The sequence below is a fragment of the Amycolatopsis rubida genome, assembly GCF_900115345.1.
Taxonomy (GTDB): domain Bacteria; phylum Actinomycetota; class Actinomycetes; order Mycobacteriales; family Pseudonocardiaceae; genus Amycolatopsis; species Amycolatopsis rubida.
Window position 1 is genome coordinate 540274 of the sequence record NZ_FOWC01000001.1, and the last position, 15968, is coordinate 556241.

15 protein-coding genes are annotated in these 15968 nt (G+C 68.7%); 8 read left to right on the forward strand and 7 right to left on the reverse strand.

What is annotated here, in order from left to right; all coding sequences use genetic code 11:
• Window positions 1–71: 71 nt before the first annotated feature.
• The gene (locus BM362_RS02655) at window positions 72–668 is read left to right on the forward strand and encodes a TetR/AcrR family transcriptional regulator (protein WP_093572105.1); all 597 of its coding nucleotides are present in this window, start codon (window positions 72–74) and stop codon (window positions 666–668) included.
• 750 nt (window positions 669–1418) lie between these two features.
• Here BM362_RS02655 and BM362_RS48100 read toward each other — a convergent pair.
• Complete coding sequence (locus tag BM362_RS48100) at window positions 1419–1721, reverse strand: hypothetical protein (RefSeq protein WP_208865095.1); 303 nt, start codon at window positions 1719–1721, stop codon at window positions 1419–1421.
• Window positions 1722–1988: 267 nt separating this feature from the next.
• Between BM362_RS48100 and BM362_RS02665 the strand changes: the two genes are divergently transcribed.
• Window positions 1989–3035 (forward strand): LysR family transcriptional regulator, encoded by a 1047-nt coding sequence (locus BM362_RS02665; protein ID WP_093572106.1) that lies wholly within the window; start codon window positions 1989–1991, stop codon window positions 3033–3035.
• Between the two features lie 118 nt (window positions 3036–3153).
• On the opposite strand, the gene BM362_RS02670 is transcribed toward BM362_RS02665, so the two are convergent.
• The 4 genes from BM362_RS02670 to BM362_RS02685 form a co-directional block, all read right to left on the reverse strand.
• Entirely contained in the window at window positions 3154–3519 is a 366-nt protein-coding gene (locus tag BM362_RS02670) for a DUF427 domain-containing protein (RefSeq protein ID WP_067583970.1), read from the reverse strand.
• Between the two features lie 82 nt (window positions 3520–3601).
• Window positions 3602–4315 carry a S1 family peptidase gene (locus tag BM362_RS02675; RefSeq protein WP_067583967.1) on the reverse strand — a complete coding sequence of 238 codons (714 nt, stop codon included), beginning with the start codon at window positions 4313–4315 and terminating at the stop codon, window positions 3602–3604.
• A 158-nt stretch (window positions 4316–4473) separates the two neighbouring features.
• Window positions 4474–4836 (reverse strand): hypothetical protein, encoded by a 363-nt coding sequence (locus BM362_RS02680; protein WP_093572709.1) that lies wholly within the window; start codon window positions 4834–4836, stop codon window positions 4474–4476.
• A gap of 22 nt (window positions 4837–4858) precedes the next feature.
• A complete protein-coding gene (locus tag BM362_RS02685) occupies window positions 4859–5224 on the reverse strand; it encodes a hypothetical protein (protein ID WP_067583964.1) in 366 nt (121 codons plus the stop codon).
• A 318-nt stretch (window positions 5225–5542) separates the two neighbouring features.
• Between BM362_RS02685 and BM362_RS02690 the strand changes: the two genes are divergently transcribed.
• The 5 genes from BM362_RS02690 (at window position 5543) to BM362_RS02710 (ending at window position 12074) form a co-directional block, all read left to right on the forward strand.
• Window positions 5543–7927, forward strand: a complete 2385-nt coding sequence (locus tag BM362_RS02690) for a class III lanthionine synthetase LanKC N-terminal domain-containing protein (protein ID WP_093572107.1) — start codon at window positions 5543–5545, stop codon at window positions 7925–7927.
• Window positions 7928–8315: 388 nt separating this feature from the next.
• Window positions 8316–10676 (forward strand): sensor histidine kinase, encoded by a 2361-nt coding sequence (locus BM362_RS02695; RefSeq protein WP_093572108.1) that lies wholly within the window; start codon window positions 8316–8318, stop codon window positions 10674–10676.
• Window positions 10677–10718: 42 nt separating this feature from the next.
• Window positions 10719–11144, forward strand: coding sequence for a roadblock/LC7 domain-containing protein (locus tag BM362_RS02700; RefSeq protein WP_009071597.1), 426 nt, complete (start codon window positions 10719–10721; stop codon window positions 11142–11144).
• Window positions 11141–11506 (forward strand): DUF742 domain-containing protein, encoded by a 366-nt coding sequence (locus BM362_RS02705; protein ID WP_067583960.1) that lies wholly within the window; start codon window positions 11141–11143, stop codon window positions 11504–11506. The genes BM362_RS02700 and BM362_RS02705 overlap by 4 nt, the downstream gene beginning before the upstream one ends.
• On the forward strand, window positions 11487–12074 hold the full coding sequence (locus BM362_RS02710) for a GTP-binding protein (RefSeq protein WP_067583957.1): 588 nt from the start codon (window positions 11487–11489) through the stop codon (window positions 12072–12074). Before BM362_RS02705 ends, BM362_RS02710 begins: the two co-directional genes overlap by 20 nt.
• An 81-nt stretch (window positions 12075–12155) precedes the next feature.
• Here BM362_RS02710 and BM362_RS02715 read toward each other — a convergent pair whose 3' ends face one another.
• Both BM362_RS02715 and BM362_RS02720 read right to left on the reverse strand, forming a co-directional pair.
• Window positions 12156–13529 (reverse strand): tryptophanase, encoded by a 1374-nt coding sequence (locus tag BM362_RS02715; protein WP_093572109.1) that lies wholly within the window; start codon window positions 13527–13529, stop codon window positions 12156–12158.
• A gap of 45 nt (window positions 13530–13574) precedes the next feature.
• Window positions 13575–14672 (reverse strand): tryptophan dimethylallyltransferase family protein, encoded by a 1098-nt coding sequence (locus BM362_RS02720; protein ID WP_244287025.1) that lies wholly within the window; start codon window positions 14670–14672, stop codon window positions 13575–13577.
• Between the two features lie 331 nt (window positions 14673–15003).
• On the opposite strand from BM362_RS02720, the gene BM362_RS02725 reads away from it, so the two are divergent.
• Complete coding sequence (locus tag BM362_RS02725; protein WP_067583951.1) at window positions 15004–15543, forward strand: DinB family protein; 540 nt, start codon at window positions 15004–15006, stop codon at window positions 15541–15543.
• Window positions 15544–15968 lie beyond the last annotated feature (425 nt).

A 15968-nucleotide genomic window follows, 5' to 3' on the forward strand; every position in this document is an offset into this window, starting at 1 on the left:
CTCCCTCTCGTCGCTCCCACTCTATGCATACTTGCTTGTCGACTGGCAAGTATGTTGTAGAGTTTCTTCCCGTGACCGCGCCGCGCCGCACTCAACAGGAACGCCGGGACCAGGCGTCGGCCGCTTTGCTGGAAGCCGCCGCCGAGCTGGTCGTCGAGGAAGGCGTACGCGCCGTGACCTTGGCCCGCGTCGGCGAGCGCGCCGGGTACAGCCGCGGCCTGGTCACCCACCACTTCGGCGGGAAACAAGCGTTGCTGGAACAACTCGCCCGCACCACGCAGACCGGTTTCGTCCCCGGTCTCGACACCGTGGCACCCGGCCTGGACCGGCTGTTGCGGCTGATCGAGGGCTACCTCGCCCGGCTCAGCGAGCCCGACGTGCTGAGCCGGGCTTTCCTGGTGCTGTGGGCGGAATCGATGACCGCGCCGGAACTCGCCCCGATCTTCCGCGAACGCGACACCGCCTTCCGCCACGACCTGCGGCAAGAGATCTCCGCGGGCATCGCTGAGGGCACCATCCGCTCCGACGTCGACCCCGAGCAGATCGCCGTCACCATCGTCGGGCAGCTCCGCGGCATCGCGCTGCAGTGCCTGCTCGACCCGGCCGCGGTGGAGCCGGCCGAGCTATGCCGCTGCGCCACCGAAGTGTGGAAACGGGCGCTGTCCTAGAGCTGCGTCGCGCCGCCGTCGACCCTGAAACCGGCATGCGTCCGACCCCGCTGACGCTCGGGGCGCAAGGACCGCTGCCACCGCGACCCGTCAATCGGCCAGATCAACTGGCGGCAGTCACCGGAGAGCGATAGCAAACACCGCCCCGCGACCCAATCCCGCCCCGCCGCGCCAACAAACACCGTCCCGCGACCCAATCCCGCCCTGCGGCCGTCAACAAACACCGTCCCGCGACCCAGTCCCGCCCCGCCGCCGTCAAGCGACGAGGCGGAACTCCCCCTCGCACGGCACTCCCCTCCCAGCAGCGCTTCCGCTGAAGCGCTGCCCCCGACGGCTCGCCCCCTCGAACGTCGCCCCTCCGGCATCGTTCCCCAACGAGCCCGCCTCATTCGGCCGCCCTCGCAGGGGCGTTGGCTCTCGGCCAGGATCCGCACCGGACCCGGCTCAAGCGGCCATCCCCTCCAGGACGTGGGCGCTCACCAGCATCCGTCCCCTCACACGGATCTGCTGGAGCGATCAGTCACGCACCGTCTCCGAAACGCCGCCCCTCCAACGACGTTCTCCCAGACGAACCCTCGCAACACTGCCCTCCGGCACCGCTTCGACCGTTCGGCTTCCCAAGCGGCACGACCCCTCAGACGTGCCGCTCGCAAACACTGCGCCCCCTCAAAACCTCAGGCCGCGAACGCCGCAGCCTTCCGCGCCCGAACGCCCCGGGTAGCCGCTGCACCACGAGCACCGCCAGCAGGCTCAGCACCGCACTCGCGTCGAAGGCGAAGCCGGGTTCAGGTCGATCAGGTCACGCAGGGCAAGGCCGATGACCGCGAACGCCGTCAGCACCATCCGGGCCCAAGGTATGAGCACCGTCGCGGCTGACACCAAGGTCACCAGGCCGAGGACCAGCCAGATCGCCGCGCGGCTGGTGAACGACGACAGGGCGATTCCGGTCAGGTCGCCAGCCGGGAGCAGGCCGCTCAAGGCCAAGTCCCAGCCTTCGGCCCGCAGGTACTCCTGCCTGGCGGGGCGAATCGGGCCCTCGCCCCGCACCAGCACCCCACGGCAGCCCGCTGAGCAACCCCAGCCCGCCGATGGTCAGGGTGCGCGAGCGTCGCGCGCCGGCGGAACCGTACGAACTCACTTCTGTCGGACTCCTTGGCTCAGCAATCGAATCAAGCGTCACCAAGTTTTCCGCCGACTGCTTGCGCCGTCTACTGGTTCGCCGATAAAATCTTCAGATTTTTTTAACTGGCCACGAGATCAGGAACGCCGGGTTAGGCTCTCCGACGTCCGCGAAGAGAATGAGAAGGCGAGTCCTGCCAGATGTCCGCACCCAGCCCGTTCCGGTCGCCGTCGTTCAACGTGCTCAGCAGGCTCCTGCGCTCGTCACCTGCCCTGCTCGACACGACGTTCGACCAGTTGCGCACGCTGATCACGGTCGCGGAAACCGGAACCGCCCTCGCCGCGGCCCGCACGCTCGGCCGCGACCAGTCCAGCGTGCAAAAACAACTCGACACCCTCAACCGCAATTTCTCGGAATTGTGCGGAGAACCATTGCTGCACCGTCAGGGCCGCGGTCGTGACGTTCTTTTTACTGACACCGGACGCGCCGTCGCACAGCAAGCGCGCCGCACTCTCACCGAATTGCTGGACACCATTCACGAATGCCGGCGCGAACTCGGCGGAACGCTCACCGTCGGCGCGACTCGCTACACCCTCGGCAGCCTAGCCCACGCGGGCGATCTCGTGGCCGAGCAGTTCCGCGGCCGCGACATCGAGCTGAACGTGGTGCATGTGCGCACCAAAGACCTGATCGACCGGCTGCTGGCCAAGGACGTGGACCTGGTGTGCGGCAGCGTCGTCACGACCAGCGCGCTCGACTCCGTCGACGTGCTCGAATGGCGGCGCAGCGGACTCGGCATCGTGACCAATATGGACACTCCGAAGCCCGGGGAGCCCGTCGCCACCAGCCAATTGCCGACGCTTCCGCTCGTCGTGCCCAGCGGCGGCGTGATCAACGACTTTATGCGCGGCTGGTTCGGCTCCGACTACCGCAACCGGCTCGACATCGTCGCCGAGATCGACTCCGCGCAATACGGATTCGAACTGCTCCGTTCAGGTCTGGTCCGCGGTTGCATGCTCGTCACCCAAGGGCTCGGCGAGGCCGCGGGCGAAAACCGCCTGCACGCCGCCTCCGGATTGCGCACCATCGGCCTCGTCGACGACATCGAGCCGAAACTCGAACTGCTCGTCGGCGTGTTCGCCCGGCGCGGCGAACGGTCCTCGTACCCGGACAGCCATCCCCTCAACCTGCTGTGGAACGCACTGCGACAAGCGGGAGAGGCGTCCTGGCTCGAAGTCGGCCGCTGAGCCGTGCTCTCGCCCGCGGAGCCGTGCCGATGCGCTGGTCAGCACCACACCGCGAGACGCCGGACCCGGATCAGCGGCGCACTGGATCGGCACCGAAACCGCAACAGCCAAGCACCCCTCAGCCGACCTCCTCGATCTCCACCCGGTCCGGATAGAACGCGACGTGCCCCTTGATCGGAGCCACCGCGTCGTAGGGGGCCTCGTACACCCACACCGCGTTCTCGCCGTCCGGCACCGCGGCGAGGCTGTAGTAGGAAGCGTCGCCCTTGTACGGGCAGTGCGTGCGGTGCTCGGTGGGCGACAGCATCGCCAGGTCGACATCCTCCAGCGGGATGTACTGCACCGGCGGGTAGCTGGCCTCGCGCAGCACCTGCGCGCGGGTGGTGTCGGCGATGGTCTTCTCGCCTGCCTTGACCACCACCCGCGCCGGGTTGGGTGCAACGGTGATCGGGTGGTCCGGCCCCGGGATCAGCTTGTCGGGCATGGTTCTCCTCCTCCGCGCAACGGAAGCGGTGCGCACTCCCAACACTAGGCCGGACCACCGACAAAATCAGACGCCGGAAGGCTCAGACGCCCGCGACCTGCGAGATCCAGCTGCGGTACCGCGTGATGTTGGTGTACGCGGTGCTGCTCTGCCGGTCGCTGGTCGACGCGACGCCCACCTGGCGTCCGGACGCGAACATCGGGCCGCCGGAGTCGCCGCCCGCGGTGATGCCGTCGCCGTAGGTCGCGCACACCGCGACGCCGCCTTCGTAGTCGCTGCACGACGGCGTCGTCACGCGCACGTTGGCCACCTTCAGGTACCGCGACTGGCAGTTGATCTCCGAACCGCACCGGCTCGTCGCGCCCCAGCCATACACCTGCACGGTCTGCCCGGCGCGGACGTCGTTCGTCGTGCCGAGCGGCGAGTACGTCGCGTTCACCGAGCTGGACAGCCGGACGATGGCCAGGTCAGCGGCACCCGGGTAGCGCGTGATCGCGGCACCGGTGGCCATCGTGCCGCCGCTGCTCTGGTCGAGGCTGCCGATGCGGAAGGTGTAGCTCCCGCTGGAGGCGACGCAGTGCTTCGCGGTGAGGATGTACTGCGGCGCGATGATCGTGGCCGTGCAGTTCTGCTGCCCGTTCACGAACAGGCGCGCGGCCCACGGGGCGTTGGAGGCGTAACCGCCGCCGATGATCGCCGGGGTCGAGGCCGGTCCGCTGGAGGCAGCGGCCTGTCCGGCAAATCCGGCTAGGCCAAGCGCGGTAGCGAGCACGAGCAAACAGGTGCGCAAACGCATGGTCTCTCGTTTCTGCGGCTTCGTCGCCGCGGTTCCGGTGGGGACGGGGAACCCCGATCATCAGGGCGTCGCCCAGGAACCAGAACCGGCGAAAGTAGCCGGGGACCACCTGTTCTTCTGCTGCTGCCGCCGCTACGGACAGTTCCGCGTACTGTTCCTCAGCCGGCGGCCCTGGTCCGGCGCAGCCAGTACAGGCCGATTACCGGAAGCACCAGCGGGATGAACAGGTACCCCTGTCCGTACACCGACCAGACCGTGGCGTCCGGGAACGCCTGCCGGTCGAAAACGCTCAGCGTGCCGACGGTCAGCACGCCCAGCAGTTCGACCGTGCACGCGGCGAGCGCGATGCGCCACCACGTCCGGCCGCCGCGGGCGAGCGCGATCGTGGCCAGGATGTAGACGAGCGCGGCGAAGGCCGACAGCACGTACGCCAGCGGCGCCTCGTGGAATTTCGTGCCGATCTGGACGCCCGCCCGCGATGTCGCGGCGAGCGCGAAGATGGCGTACACCGCGACCAGGATCCGGCCGGGGCCGGTGGCCGTCCTACGCGCTTGCTCCACTCCACACCTCGTTCAGTCGCAGCACCATCACCGGAACAGCCAGGCAGGCGATGCCGAGCACGACTGTGCTCGACCGGCTCTGCTCGGCAAGCGCCCACGCCGCGCCGACTGGCAGCACGACGAGGCAGCCGATCAGGTAGGCGAGGTAGGTCGCGAGGCTGCCCGGGTGGTGCCCGCCGGCGAGCAGCACGATCCCGATCACGAGCTGGGCGAGCAGCAGCACCTCGATCACCGCGAGCGCGACGAGCAGCGGGGTGTCCGGGAGCTTCTTGCGCGCCGCCTGGACGAAACTCCACAGCGCGACGAGCGCGGCGCATCCAGCGACCGCTATCGCGAACCCGACGATCACCCGTTCCTCCTTCTGCCCGCCGGCCTCAACGTACCCGCCTCGCTTGCCGGCCCGGACGGGCGAGGGGCCGACAGCGTGGCCGGGACCACGTTCACCGGAACGGGTCGCTGGCATTCCGTCAATTCTCGAATGCCACGGAAATCCCGCTCGACCGGGCGACGGTAACTCACTCTCGGTTCGCCAGTGCCGGATTTATCCGCGCCCCGCCCGGGTCGGCCGAACGCTGAAATGGCGGATTGGCGCGACGGCTAAGCTGTGCGGAAATAGTTTCCGTCGCCGGAGAACCGGAGCAGCGCACACGCGGAAGGATCCACTTTTATGAACGTCCGGCACGAGGCATTCTGCCTCGCCGATCCGTGGTTCTTCGACCGCCGACGGGAAATATCCGCCGACGACCTGGCCGCCCCATCCTACGGTCCACAGTGGACTGTGGAGGAGCACGGACACTGGCGTCGCCTGCGCCCCGCCGGTGCCGTATTGCCCGAACAAGGCTGGGCGGTAGAGATTTCCGCCGCCCCCGGCAATGCCGACCGAGTACTGGACCGGATCCGCGAGTACTGCCGGATCGCCCGGCTGCACCACCGGCATCTGCGTTCCCGGTCGATTTTCCTCGATCGCAATGCCGAATATCCGACGACCGGCGGAACCGGTGCGCTGGCCACTATTTATCCTCCCGACAATAACGCGCTAGAGCAGATCCTCGACGATCTTTCCGAACTCCTCGCCGGCGAGCCCGGACCAGATATCGACGGTGCGCTTCGCTGCGGAGAATGCCCGATTCACGTGCACTATGGCGGGTTCATGCCACTGTGGACCGAGCACGGCGGCGCCCGGGTGCCCGCGCTGCGCAGGCCGAGCAGCGCTCTCGAACCCGCGCCGCGGGGCCCGGAGTTCTCCGTGCCGGACTGGGTTCGGATTCCCGACTGCGTCGCGGAGTACACCGACGCGCCGATGCCGCCGCACCCGGTCGCCGAAGTGCTCCGCCAGGCCCACGGCACCGCCGTCTACCTGGCCGAACGCGGCGTCGAGCAGGTGCTCGTCGAGGAGGCCTGGCCCTACACCGGACTGGACGGCGACGGCGTCGACGCGGCCGCGCGACTGGAGCGCAAACACGACCTCTTCGAGCGGCTCGCCGGAATCCCCGGCATCCCGAAAACCCACGCCTACCTCGCCGGGCAGCGGCATTACCTGGTGCGGGAGTACCGGCAGGGCCTGCCGCTGGACGCCTGGCTCACCCGGCATTACCCGCTCACCCGCCGCGACTGCCCCGAAACCGACCTCGCCGCCTACCGCAAACAGGCGTTGTCCGTGCTGGCGCAGGTCGACCGGATCGTCGCCGAAGCCGCCGAACGCGGCGTCGTGCTCGAAAACCCGCGCAACATCCTGGTCGACAGTTCCGGCACGGTGTCGTTGACCGGCTTCGACCGCGACGAAACCGCCCTGCGGCTGCGCCTCTTCCTGCCGCTGGCCCCGCTCTACCGCCTGGTGCCGGAACGCCTCCGCTGGGCCGCTGAGCTCACCGAACGCCGGTTCTCCCTGCCCGCCGGGTACGCCGACCGCATCGCGCCGCACACCGAGCCCGCGCACACCGAACTCGACGAACCCCGCCCCGATTGGACCCTGGTGCGCAAGCAGATCGCCGAAGCCCTGCTCGCGTGCGCGACCCCGGATCGCCAGGATCGGCTGTTCCCCGGCGACATCGAGCAGTTCCGCGTCGGCGGCGCGACCTTCGGCACCGGCGCGGCGGGCGTGCTGCACTCGCTGCACGTCGCGGGCGCCGGCCGGTTCCCCGAGCACGAGCAGTGGCTGCTCGACGCGATCGACGGGGAACAGCCCAGCCGCGCGGGTTTCTACGACGGCAGCCACGGAATCGCGTACGTGCTGGAGGAATTCGGCCACCGGAAGGCCGCGGCCGATCTCCTCGCCGTCTCGCGCGCGCTGGTGGACCACACCGTCGGCCACGATCTCGCGAGCGGGCTGGCCGGCATCGGCCTGACCCGGCTGCATTTCGCCACGACCCGCGGCGACAACGAATTCGGCAGGCAGGCGTTGAACATCGGCATCCGGCTCGCCGAGGCACTGGACACCGCGGAACCGCCGGGAGCGACCGCGCGGGCCGGGCTGTTGTACGGCTGGTCCGGCCCGGCCCTGCTGTTCCTGCGGCTCTACGAACGCACCGGTGAACCGGCCTGGCTGTCGTTCGCCGACCAGGCGCTCGAACGCGATCTGGAGGAATGCGTCCCGGCGCTGGACGGCTCGCTGCCGGTCCGCGACGGCAACCGCGGTTCGCGGCGCGGGGCGGGAATCGGCAGCGCCGGGATACTGATCGTCACCGAACAACTGGCGCGGTACCGCTTCGACGCGAAGGCCGCGCGCAGCCTGCCCGCACTGCGCGTCGCGTGCCGCGGGGAATTCGCGCTCCATCCCGGTCTGCTGAACGGACGCTGCGGGCTCGCCGCGGGCCTGGCCTTCAGCAGCACGCCGGACCGGCGCACCCAGGACGCGATCGACCGGCACCTGACGCGGCTTTCCTGGTACGCGGTCCCGTTCCGCGGCGGCCTTGCCTTCCCCGGCACTCGCCTGCTACGACTGTCCGCTGACGTCGCCACCGGCGGCGCCGGAGTCCTGCGCACCCTCGCCGCGCTTCAGGACGGCATCGAACTGCTCCCGTTCCTCGGCCCGACGCCGCGGGTCGGTCATTAGTCCACTGTGGACAGGAACTGTCGACAAGTCAATTCGCCGACAGTTCCACCACGCGGAACCTTGACTGAGTGTCCGGACACTTTTTGAATCACTCATTCAGCCCAGCCCGTTGGTCCGAAATCCGCAGCCAGGGCCGGGGCCTCGGAAAACGCCGGGGGAACCCGCCGCTACGGTCGGTAACCGCCGTCACGACGACGTTCGGCTGCTCGTTCAGCGGCACCACGAGGCCCCCGTTCGTGATAGAAACCGGGGCTGTTCCGTTCGGTGGGCCTACGAAGGGTGTATCCGAGATTTCCGTGACGAGGACCACTCGCACCCACTGGCGTGTCCGCTTCCCCGGCCGTGTCCGCACTCTCGCCGAGGGTGACCCAGGAGTTCGTGAATCATCGTGGAGAACAAGGACGATCCCGGCAAGGCGTACGACAAGTCGATCCGGAAGAGGCTGACCCGGACGGTCCTGATCCCGAGCATCACCCTGCTCGTGCTGTGGGCGGTGCTGGCGACGGCCTTCTTCATCAACGGCTTGTACGTGCGGCTCGTCGCGGGCTCGGTGCGTGACGTTTCGATCCCCGCGCTCACCGCGTTGTCGTCGCTGCAGCAAGAACGGCAGCTCGCCCTGCAGTATCTCGACAGCCCCAGCTCCGGCCCGCAGCAGTTGCAGCAGCAGGAGCAGGACAGCGACGGCAAGCTGAAGGGTCTGCAAGAAGCCTTCGCGGCCACCATTTCCAGCGCGCCGGACGAGATCGCCAGCAAGGTCACCGCACTGAAGGCGCAGCTCGACCAGCTGCCAGTGCTGCGCTCGCAGGTCAACTTCCGCAGCATCAACCGCGCACAGGTCAACACCTACTACAACGGCGTCCTCGACTCCGCGGCGACGCTGTTCGACACGCAGGCGCGCATCGTCCCCGACGCGACCGCGGTGCAGGGCGCGATCTCGGCGACCTCGCTCTTCCGGGCGGGCGACCTGATGTCGCGCGAGACGTCGCTGGTGTCGGCGGCGTTCTCCGGCAGCACCTTCGCGCCGGACGACTTCGTCCAGTTCTCCCAGCTGGTCGGCTACTACCGCACGCAGCTGGCGCAGATCTCGCCGTTCCTCGAACCGGCTGTGCGCCAGCACTACCAGCAGCTCTCGACGAGCGACGCGTGGAAACGGCTCAACGCGGCCGAGGACTCACTGATCAAGCACGGCCCGTGGACCAGCGGCGACCAGAACAACGTCCCGGTCTCGGCGGGCGACTGGCACGCGCTGACCGCGCAGGTCGCCCAAGGTCTGAACCAGCTCACCATCGAACAGGCCGACCAGGTTTCCACCGCCGCGATCGACTCCGGGAACGCGCAGCTGCGCAACGCGATCATCGGCAGCATCGTGGCCCTGCTCGCCTCGCTGGCCGCGATCATCGTCGCGGTGCGGGTGTCGCGGTCGCTCGTCGACCGGACCCTGATGACGCGCCTGGAGCGGCTGCGCAACGACTCGCTCGACCTCGCGCGCAACCGGCTGCCGAACATCGTCGGCAGGCTCAAGAGCGGCGATCCGGTGGACATCGAGGCCGAGCTGCCGAAGCTGGACCACGGCCGGGACGAGATCGGCCAGGTGGCCGAGGCGTTCAACACCGCGCAGCTGACCGCGGTCAACGCGGCGGCGAGCGAGGCGAAGGCGCGCAGCGGCGTGCACAACGTGTTCCTCGGCATCGCCCACCGCAACCAGGTGCTGGTGCACCGGCAGCTGCAGATCTTGGACGAAATGGAAAGCCGCGAAGAGAACTCGACCCAGCTGGCCTCGCTGTTCCAGCTCGACCACCTCGCCGCGCGCGCCCGCCGGACCACCGAGAACCTGATCATCCTCGGCGGCAAGCAGCCCGGACGGCGCTGGCGCAAACCGGTTTCGCTGATGGAGGTGCTGCGCGCGGCCGTCTCGGAAACCGAGCAGTACTCGCGGGTGCAGGTCGAGCAGGTGCCAGACGTCGCGATCGTCGGCACCGCGGTCGCCGACACCATCCACCTCGTCGCCGAGCTGGTCGACAACGCGACGTCGTTCTCCCCGCCGGGTTCGCAGGTCGAGGTGACCAGCCGGATGGTCGCGCGCGGCGTCGTGGTCGACGTGTCCGACCAGGGGCTTGGCATGAAGGAAGGCGTGCGCGAGTGGGCTAACGCGATGATGGCCGACGCGCCCGAATTCGACGCGATGGCACTGCGCGCGGACTCCAGCCTCGGCCTGTTCGTGGTCGCGCGGCTGGCTTCGCGGCTCGGCATCACGGTCACCTTCGACCCGTCGCGCTACGGCGGCACCCGGGCGACCGTGCTGATCCCGTCGAACCACCTCGCCAACGCGAACGCGCCCGAACCCTTGGCCGAGGCCCCGGCGCTCGCCCAGGTCGGCGCGCCCGCACCGGAAAGCGCCGCACAGCGACCGGCCCCCGAGGCACCGCAGCCGGCGCCGCGACCGTATCCCGCCCGCCCGCTTCCGACGCCGGACCCGCGCACCGCGGAGCCGTATCCCCCGTCCGCGGGCCAGATCCCGGACGTCCCGGCGGCACCGCGCGCCGCGGAGCCCGACCTCAGCGAGCTGGAGGGCGACGACCGGCCCCGGCTCCCGCGCAGGCAGCCGCAGCAGAACCTCGTCGCCCAGCTGCACGACGACCCGGACGCCGCCGAGGCGGACGTCACCAACGCGGGCGAGACCACCGCGCGGACGCTGATGGCGTTCCACAAGGGCACCCGCCGGGCGCGAGGCGGGCAAAATGACTCATAACGACCGAACACCTCACCACACCGAAAGTCAGGGTCTGTCCGCATGAACGAGTACGGGAATTCCACCCCTGATCTCAACTGGCTGCTCGACGACGTCGTCAACCGTGTCGTCGGCGCGCAGAACGCCATCGTGCTGTCCGCCGACGGCCTGCTGCTCGGCAAGTCGTCCGGGATGAGCAAGGACGACTCGGACCAGCTCTCGGCCATCGCGTCGAGCCTGCAGAGCCTCGCCAAAGGGGTGAGCAGGCAGTTCAACCGCGGTCCGGTGCTGCAAAACATGATCGAGATGGAACGCGGGTACCTCTTTGTCTCGGCCGCCGGGCAGGGCGCGTGCCTCGCCGTGCTCGCCGGCGCGGACATCGACGTCGAAATGATCGCGTACGAAATGAACCGGCTGGTCAAGCGCGTCGGCGACTATCTGGCGTCGGCACCGCGCGAGGCCGCGAACCTGCTGCGGGAGGCGACGTGACTGACGACGGCTGGTACGACGAGGCCGCCGGACCGCTGGTCCGGCCCTACACGATCACCAGCGGACGGACACCGTCCGAAGACCAGCTCGACCTCTCCACCCAGGTGATGACCCTGCAACAGGGATCGGACCCGGTCGGGCTCGGCCCGGAGCACCTGGCGATCACGCAGCTGTGCCGCAGACCCTTGTCGGTGGCCGAGATCGCGGTGTACGTGAAGCTGCCGCTCGGCGTCGTGCGCGTGCTGTGCGGGGACCTGATCGACCGCGGCCTCGTCATCACCCGCGCCCCGTCCCGTCAGCCGGCCCAGATGCCGGACCACGAAACTCTCCAGGCGGTTCTCGATGGCCTCATCAAGCTCTGAAGACGCCGCGGCGTCGGTGCCGACCCCGGTCAAGATCATCGTCGCGGGCGGGTTCGGTGCCGGGAAGACCACCATGGTCGCCTCGGTCAGCGAAATCCCGCCGCTGTCCACCGAGGAGGTGCTGACCGAGGCGAGCACCGGCGTCGACGACCTTTCCGGCGTGGAGCAGAAGAAGACCACCACGGTCGCGCTCGACTTCGGCCGGATCACCATCTCGCCCCGGCACGTGCTCTACCTGTTCGGCACCCCGGGCCAGGAACGGTTCTGGTTCATGTGGGACGACCTGGCGCGCGGCGCGATCGGCACCGTCGTGCTGGTCGACACGCGCAGGCTGGAGACCAGCTTCGCGGCGGTCGATTTCTTCGAGCGGCGGAAGATCCCGTTCGTCGTCGCGGTGAACTGCTTCGACAACGCGCCGCGCTACACCCCCGACGAGATCCGCGAGGCGCTCGTGGTGCCCGACGGCGTGCCGATCGTGATGTGCGACGCGCGGCAGCGGGATTCGAGCAAGATCGCGTTGATCCGGCTGGTGAAGCACGCGATGACGGTGGTTCCGCAACCCGCCTGACCCAGCGCCGCGACCGGCGGCGGTGAGACCAGCGAGGGGGTTCCCGGCGCGGGGAGCCCCCTCGTTCGCTTTCTGCTGTTCTTAATGGACCGGGGCCATCCGGAGGTTGAAGTGCCGCAGGATCTTCGGCGCTTCCACGATCCGGTAGCCGGGCACCTGCTCCGGGTTTTTCGCGATGTCGCCGAGGATTTCGGCCACGTAGTCGTAGTGGCCCTGGCTGTACACGCGCCGCGGCAGCGCCATCCGGACCAGTTCGAACGGAGCCGGGGTGATCAGCTCGTTCTGCTCGTCGAGCGTGCCAAGATAGAGCGAACCCAGTTCCACACAACGGATGCCGCCCGCCAGATACAACTCGCAGGCCAGCGAATGGCCCGGGAACCGCGAGGCGGACAGATGCGGCAGCAGGCGGCCCGCGTTGAGGTAGAGCGCGTGGATGCCCGGCGGCTGCACGATGTCCACCCCGGCGTCGTTGGCCTGCTTCGCGAGCCGAGCTGCCTCGCCCGCGCGCGCGGCGAGGTAGTGCGGGTCGACGACTTCCTGAAGGCCCTTGGCGACCCGGTCGAGGTCGTGCGCCGCGAGCCCGCCGTAGGTACGGAAGCCCTCGGTGGCGATGAGGTTGGTTTCGCAGCGCTGCGCCAGTTCCGGGTCGGTCAGGCCGATGAACGCGCCCATCGGGGAGATGCCGTCCTTCTTCAGGCTCGCGACACATCCGTCGACCAGGCCGAACGCCTCTCGCGCGACCTCGCGCGGCGTCTTGTCCGCGTAGCCCGCCTCGCGCTGGATGACCAGCCACGCGTTCTCCGCGAACCGCGCGGCATCGAGGAAAACCGGCACGCCGTGCGCTCGCGCGAGCTTCGCCGCCGCGACCAGGTTCGCCATCGAGACCGGCTGTCCGCCGCCGCCGTTGTTGGTGATGGTGAGCAGCACCTGGCCGACGCGGGCGCCGTCCGGGCCGGTGAGCAGGCGTTCGAGCGCGTCGAGGTCGATGTTGCCCTTGAACGGTTCGAGGCTGTCGAGGTCGCCGAACTCCGCGCAGGGCAGGTCGATCGCCTCGGCGCCGAGCAGTTCGACGTTCGCGCGGGTGGTGTCGAAATGCGTGTTGCTGACCGAGATCCGGCCGCTCTCCAGCACGCTGGAGAACAGCACGCGCTCAGCCGCGCGGCCCTGGTGCACCGGCAGGAGATGCGGGTATCCGGTGAGGTCGCTCAGCGCGTCGCGGAAGCGGTAGAACGAGTCCGACCCGGCGTAGGAGCGGTCCGCGGCGGCCGCGGCGGCCTCCTGCGCGGTGGAGACCGCGCCGGTGCCGGAGTCGGTGAGCAGGTCGATGCTGACCTTGTTCGCGGGCAGGTTAAAGGCGTTGTAGCCCGCCGCGGCGAGTGCTTGTTCCCGCTCGGCACGAGTAGTGACCGGAATTTCGGCGACGACTTGGGAGCGGTACGGCGGGAAGGTCCGCATCAGGGTATTTCCTCCAGTTGTGGGTGACAGCCCAAAACTACCGCGTCAGGTCATCCGGCCGAGCACCGGCCGCTTTCTCGGCGGCGCTACCGCATAAGCCTCCGACGACAGGTAGACCGTGATTCCGGAGCCGAACTCACCCATTCTCAGCGACACGTGCGCGATCAGTCCGACGCCGTCGCGCAGCGGCCTTTCCGAAACCGCTGCCAGCGCTTTGTCCAGTTGTGTCGGGTCGAAGTCGTACTGCGCGAGAATGGCGTGCACGCGGGCGCGGGCTACCTCGTCGTCCGGCACGTAACTCCGAATAGGGAGGTAAAGACTGTAGTTTCCCGGAGTGCCACCCATACCCTCGACGAATGAATAACTGGAAACCAGCGGGCGACCTTCGAAAGGACCTTTCCCGCCGCCGAGCACGGCGAGGAACTCCCGGATCAGCATCGGATCCGTGCCCGGCACCAGCTCCGCCGCGCGCACCGCGTCCTCGGTCTCGGCGGCGTCGTGCGAGACGTACACCTTGACCCGGGACAGCGGGTCGTCGTCGAGGTCGAGCGCGAAGAAGGTGAAGTTGTCGCGCTCGCCGCGGCGCAGCGCGTGCTCGACCACCGGGTCGAACGCCTCGCCGAGATTCAGCCGCCGGAACCCCTCGCTGACCAGCGAATCCGCCATGGTCGGCCCGCTGATCTGCGGGTTCAGGTACACCTTGATCTTCGGCGCGGAGCCGTTGCGGAAGATCAGCGAGTACCACAGCGTGAACGGCCCGCGGCGCTCCTCGTGCGGGAGGAAGAGGTCGGCCACCGCGTCGAGCCGGTCGGTGACCAGGCCGTACTCGCCAGCCACCTGAGCGAGGAACCCGCGCGGGTCCGGAGCCCCGACGGTCTCGCCGAGAACCCGTACCACACATTCGCCATTGGCGTCGAATGCGACCGAGAATTCAACGGGCGTAGTGTCGTCCGCCACATTGCACGGGAACTGCGCCGGAGCGTCGACGGTCATTTCCCCGGACTCGCCGAGCAACAACCGGAGAAGATCCAGGTGACGGCGTTCTTCCGGATCGAATCCCACTGCCCGGCACAGCCGGTCGAGTTGACCACCGGCGTGGCTGTACATCGACAACTCGACCATCGGCACACTCGCTCCGACCATGGCGCTGTATTCACCGTTTCATTCGTGCGTTCGGCCCCGCGAAGCATCCGCCGTTCGGCGTAGCGGGCGTTCACGGGCCGCCGAGAAGATTAATCCCCGGAATGCCGATCACGATACCTCTGACGGAGCGACAACACCGTCCGGAAACCGTGCCTGAGTGTGCTGATCAACACCGGAATTCACCTGAATTCCGCATCGACAGGAACGGATCCTGCAGCTACCCACCCCCGCCATGTGGCCTATCCCACTGCTGCGCCCGGACGGTGTCCCGTGCGCCCGATGCAGTGCGACGGCGCCGAAAATTGTCGGTGGCGGGTGAGACGCTCGTCTCATGACACCGACCCCGAAGCATCTGTCCAAGGTGGCCGAGAGCGAGCGCCCGCCCATCCCCCGCGTCGCCGACGAACGCTCGACGCTGCTGGCCTATCTGGAGTGGCACCGCGAAACCCTCGCGCTGAAGTGCGCGGACCTGAGCCAAGAAGCCGTGTCGGCGCGCGCGGTGCCACCCTCCACAATGTCGCTGCACGGCCTGGTCCGGCACCTGGCGGGCTGCGAACGATGGTGGTTCCGCATCCAGTTCGCCGGCGAGGACGTCCCACTGCTGCACTACTCGGACGACGACCCGGACCAGGACTTCGACCGCCTGGACGGGGATTTCGGCGAGGCACTGGCTTTGTGGCGCGCGGAGTGCGACCGGAGCCGGGAAATCGTGGCGGCAGCGGCTTCGCTGGACGCGCAGGGGATCGGGAAGACCACGGGAGAGCCGTTCTCGCTGCGGTGGATGCTGCTGTCGATGATCGCGGAGTACGCCCGGCACAACGGGCATGCGGATTTGCTGAGGGAGGTGACGGACGGAGCCACTGGGCGATGAGGTGAGTGAGGTCTCGGACGGGGAGGTTGATGGGGTGCTGCTTGGTGTTTCGGCTGCGGGCCCGAACGGGAGGTGATGCGGTGGAGAGTCGTGGCCGCGTCCGATGCCGCGTCCGATGCCGCGTCCGATGCGGAGTGCGGCGGCACCACGACCTGGGGCTTGACCCGAGTCCTGAGTGGAGGCGATGCGGTGAGGTCGCGGCTTGCTCGCGGGTGATCGGCGACCGTTCCGACCGCGCTTTCGCTGGCAGCTTCGGCTGTGTCGTGCTGGCGGGCTGGCGGCATCGGCTGTGTCGGGCTGGCGAGCTGGCAGCATCAGCTGTGTCGTGCTGGCAGCATCCGGCTGTTCGTGCGCCGCCAGCTGCGGCTAGGTCGCGCGGTCGTCATCCAGCCGTCCGCGCACCGCGCGCTTCGGCCGAGTCGCTC

What these genes read in the sequence shown, in the direction of transcription:
- BM362_RS02690 (WP_093572107.1), top strand. Translation starts at nt 5,543, where the DNA reads ATGAACGTCCGGCACGAGGCATTCTGCCTCGCCGATCCGTGGTTCTTC.
- BM362_RS02725 (WP_067583951.1), top strand. Translation starts at nt 15,004, where the DNA reads ATGACACCGACCCCGAAGCATCTGTCCAAGGTGGCCGAGAGCGAGCGC.
- BM362_RS02700 (WP_009071597.1), top strand. Translation starts at nt 10,719, where the DNA reads ATGAACGAGTACGGGAATTCCACCCCTGATCTCAACTGGCTGCTCGAC.
- BM362_RS02715 (WP_093572109.1), bottom strand. Translation starts at nt 13,529, where the DNA reads ATGCGGACCTTCCCGCCGTACCGCTCCCAAGTCGTCGCCGAAATTCCG.
- BM362_RS02710 (WP_067583957.1), top strand. Translation starts at nt 11,487, where the DNA reads ATGGCCTCATCAAGCTCTGAAGACGCCGCGGCGTCGGTGCCGACCCCG.
- BM362_RS02670 (WP_067583970.1), bottom strand. Translation starts at nt 3,519, where the DNA reads ATGCCCGACAAGCTGATCCCGGGGCCGGACCACCCGATCACCGTTGCA.
- BM362_RS02665 (WP_093572106.1), top strand. Translation starts at nt 1,989, where the DNA reads ATGTCCGCACCCAGCCCGTTCCGGTCGCCGTCGTTCAACGTGCTCAGC.
- BM362_RS02675 (WP_067583967.1), bottom strand. Translation starts at nt 4,315, where the DNA reads ATGCGTTTGCGCACCTGTTTGCTCGTGCTCGCTACCGCGCTTGGCCTA.
- BM362_RS02720 (WP_244287025.1), bottom strand. Translation starts at nt 14,672, where the DNA reads ATGGTCGGAGCGAGTGTGCCGATGGTCGAGTTGTCGATGTACAGCCAC.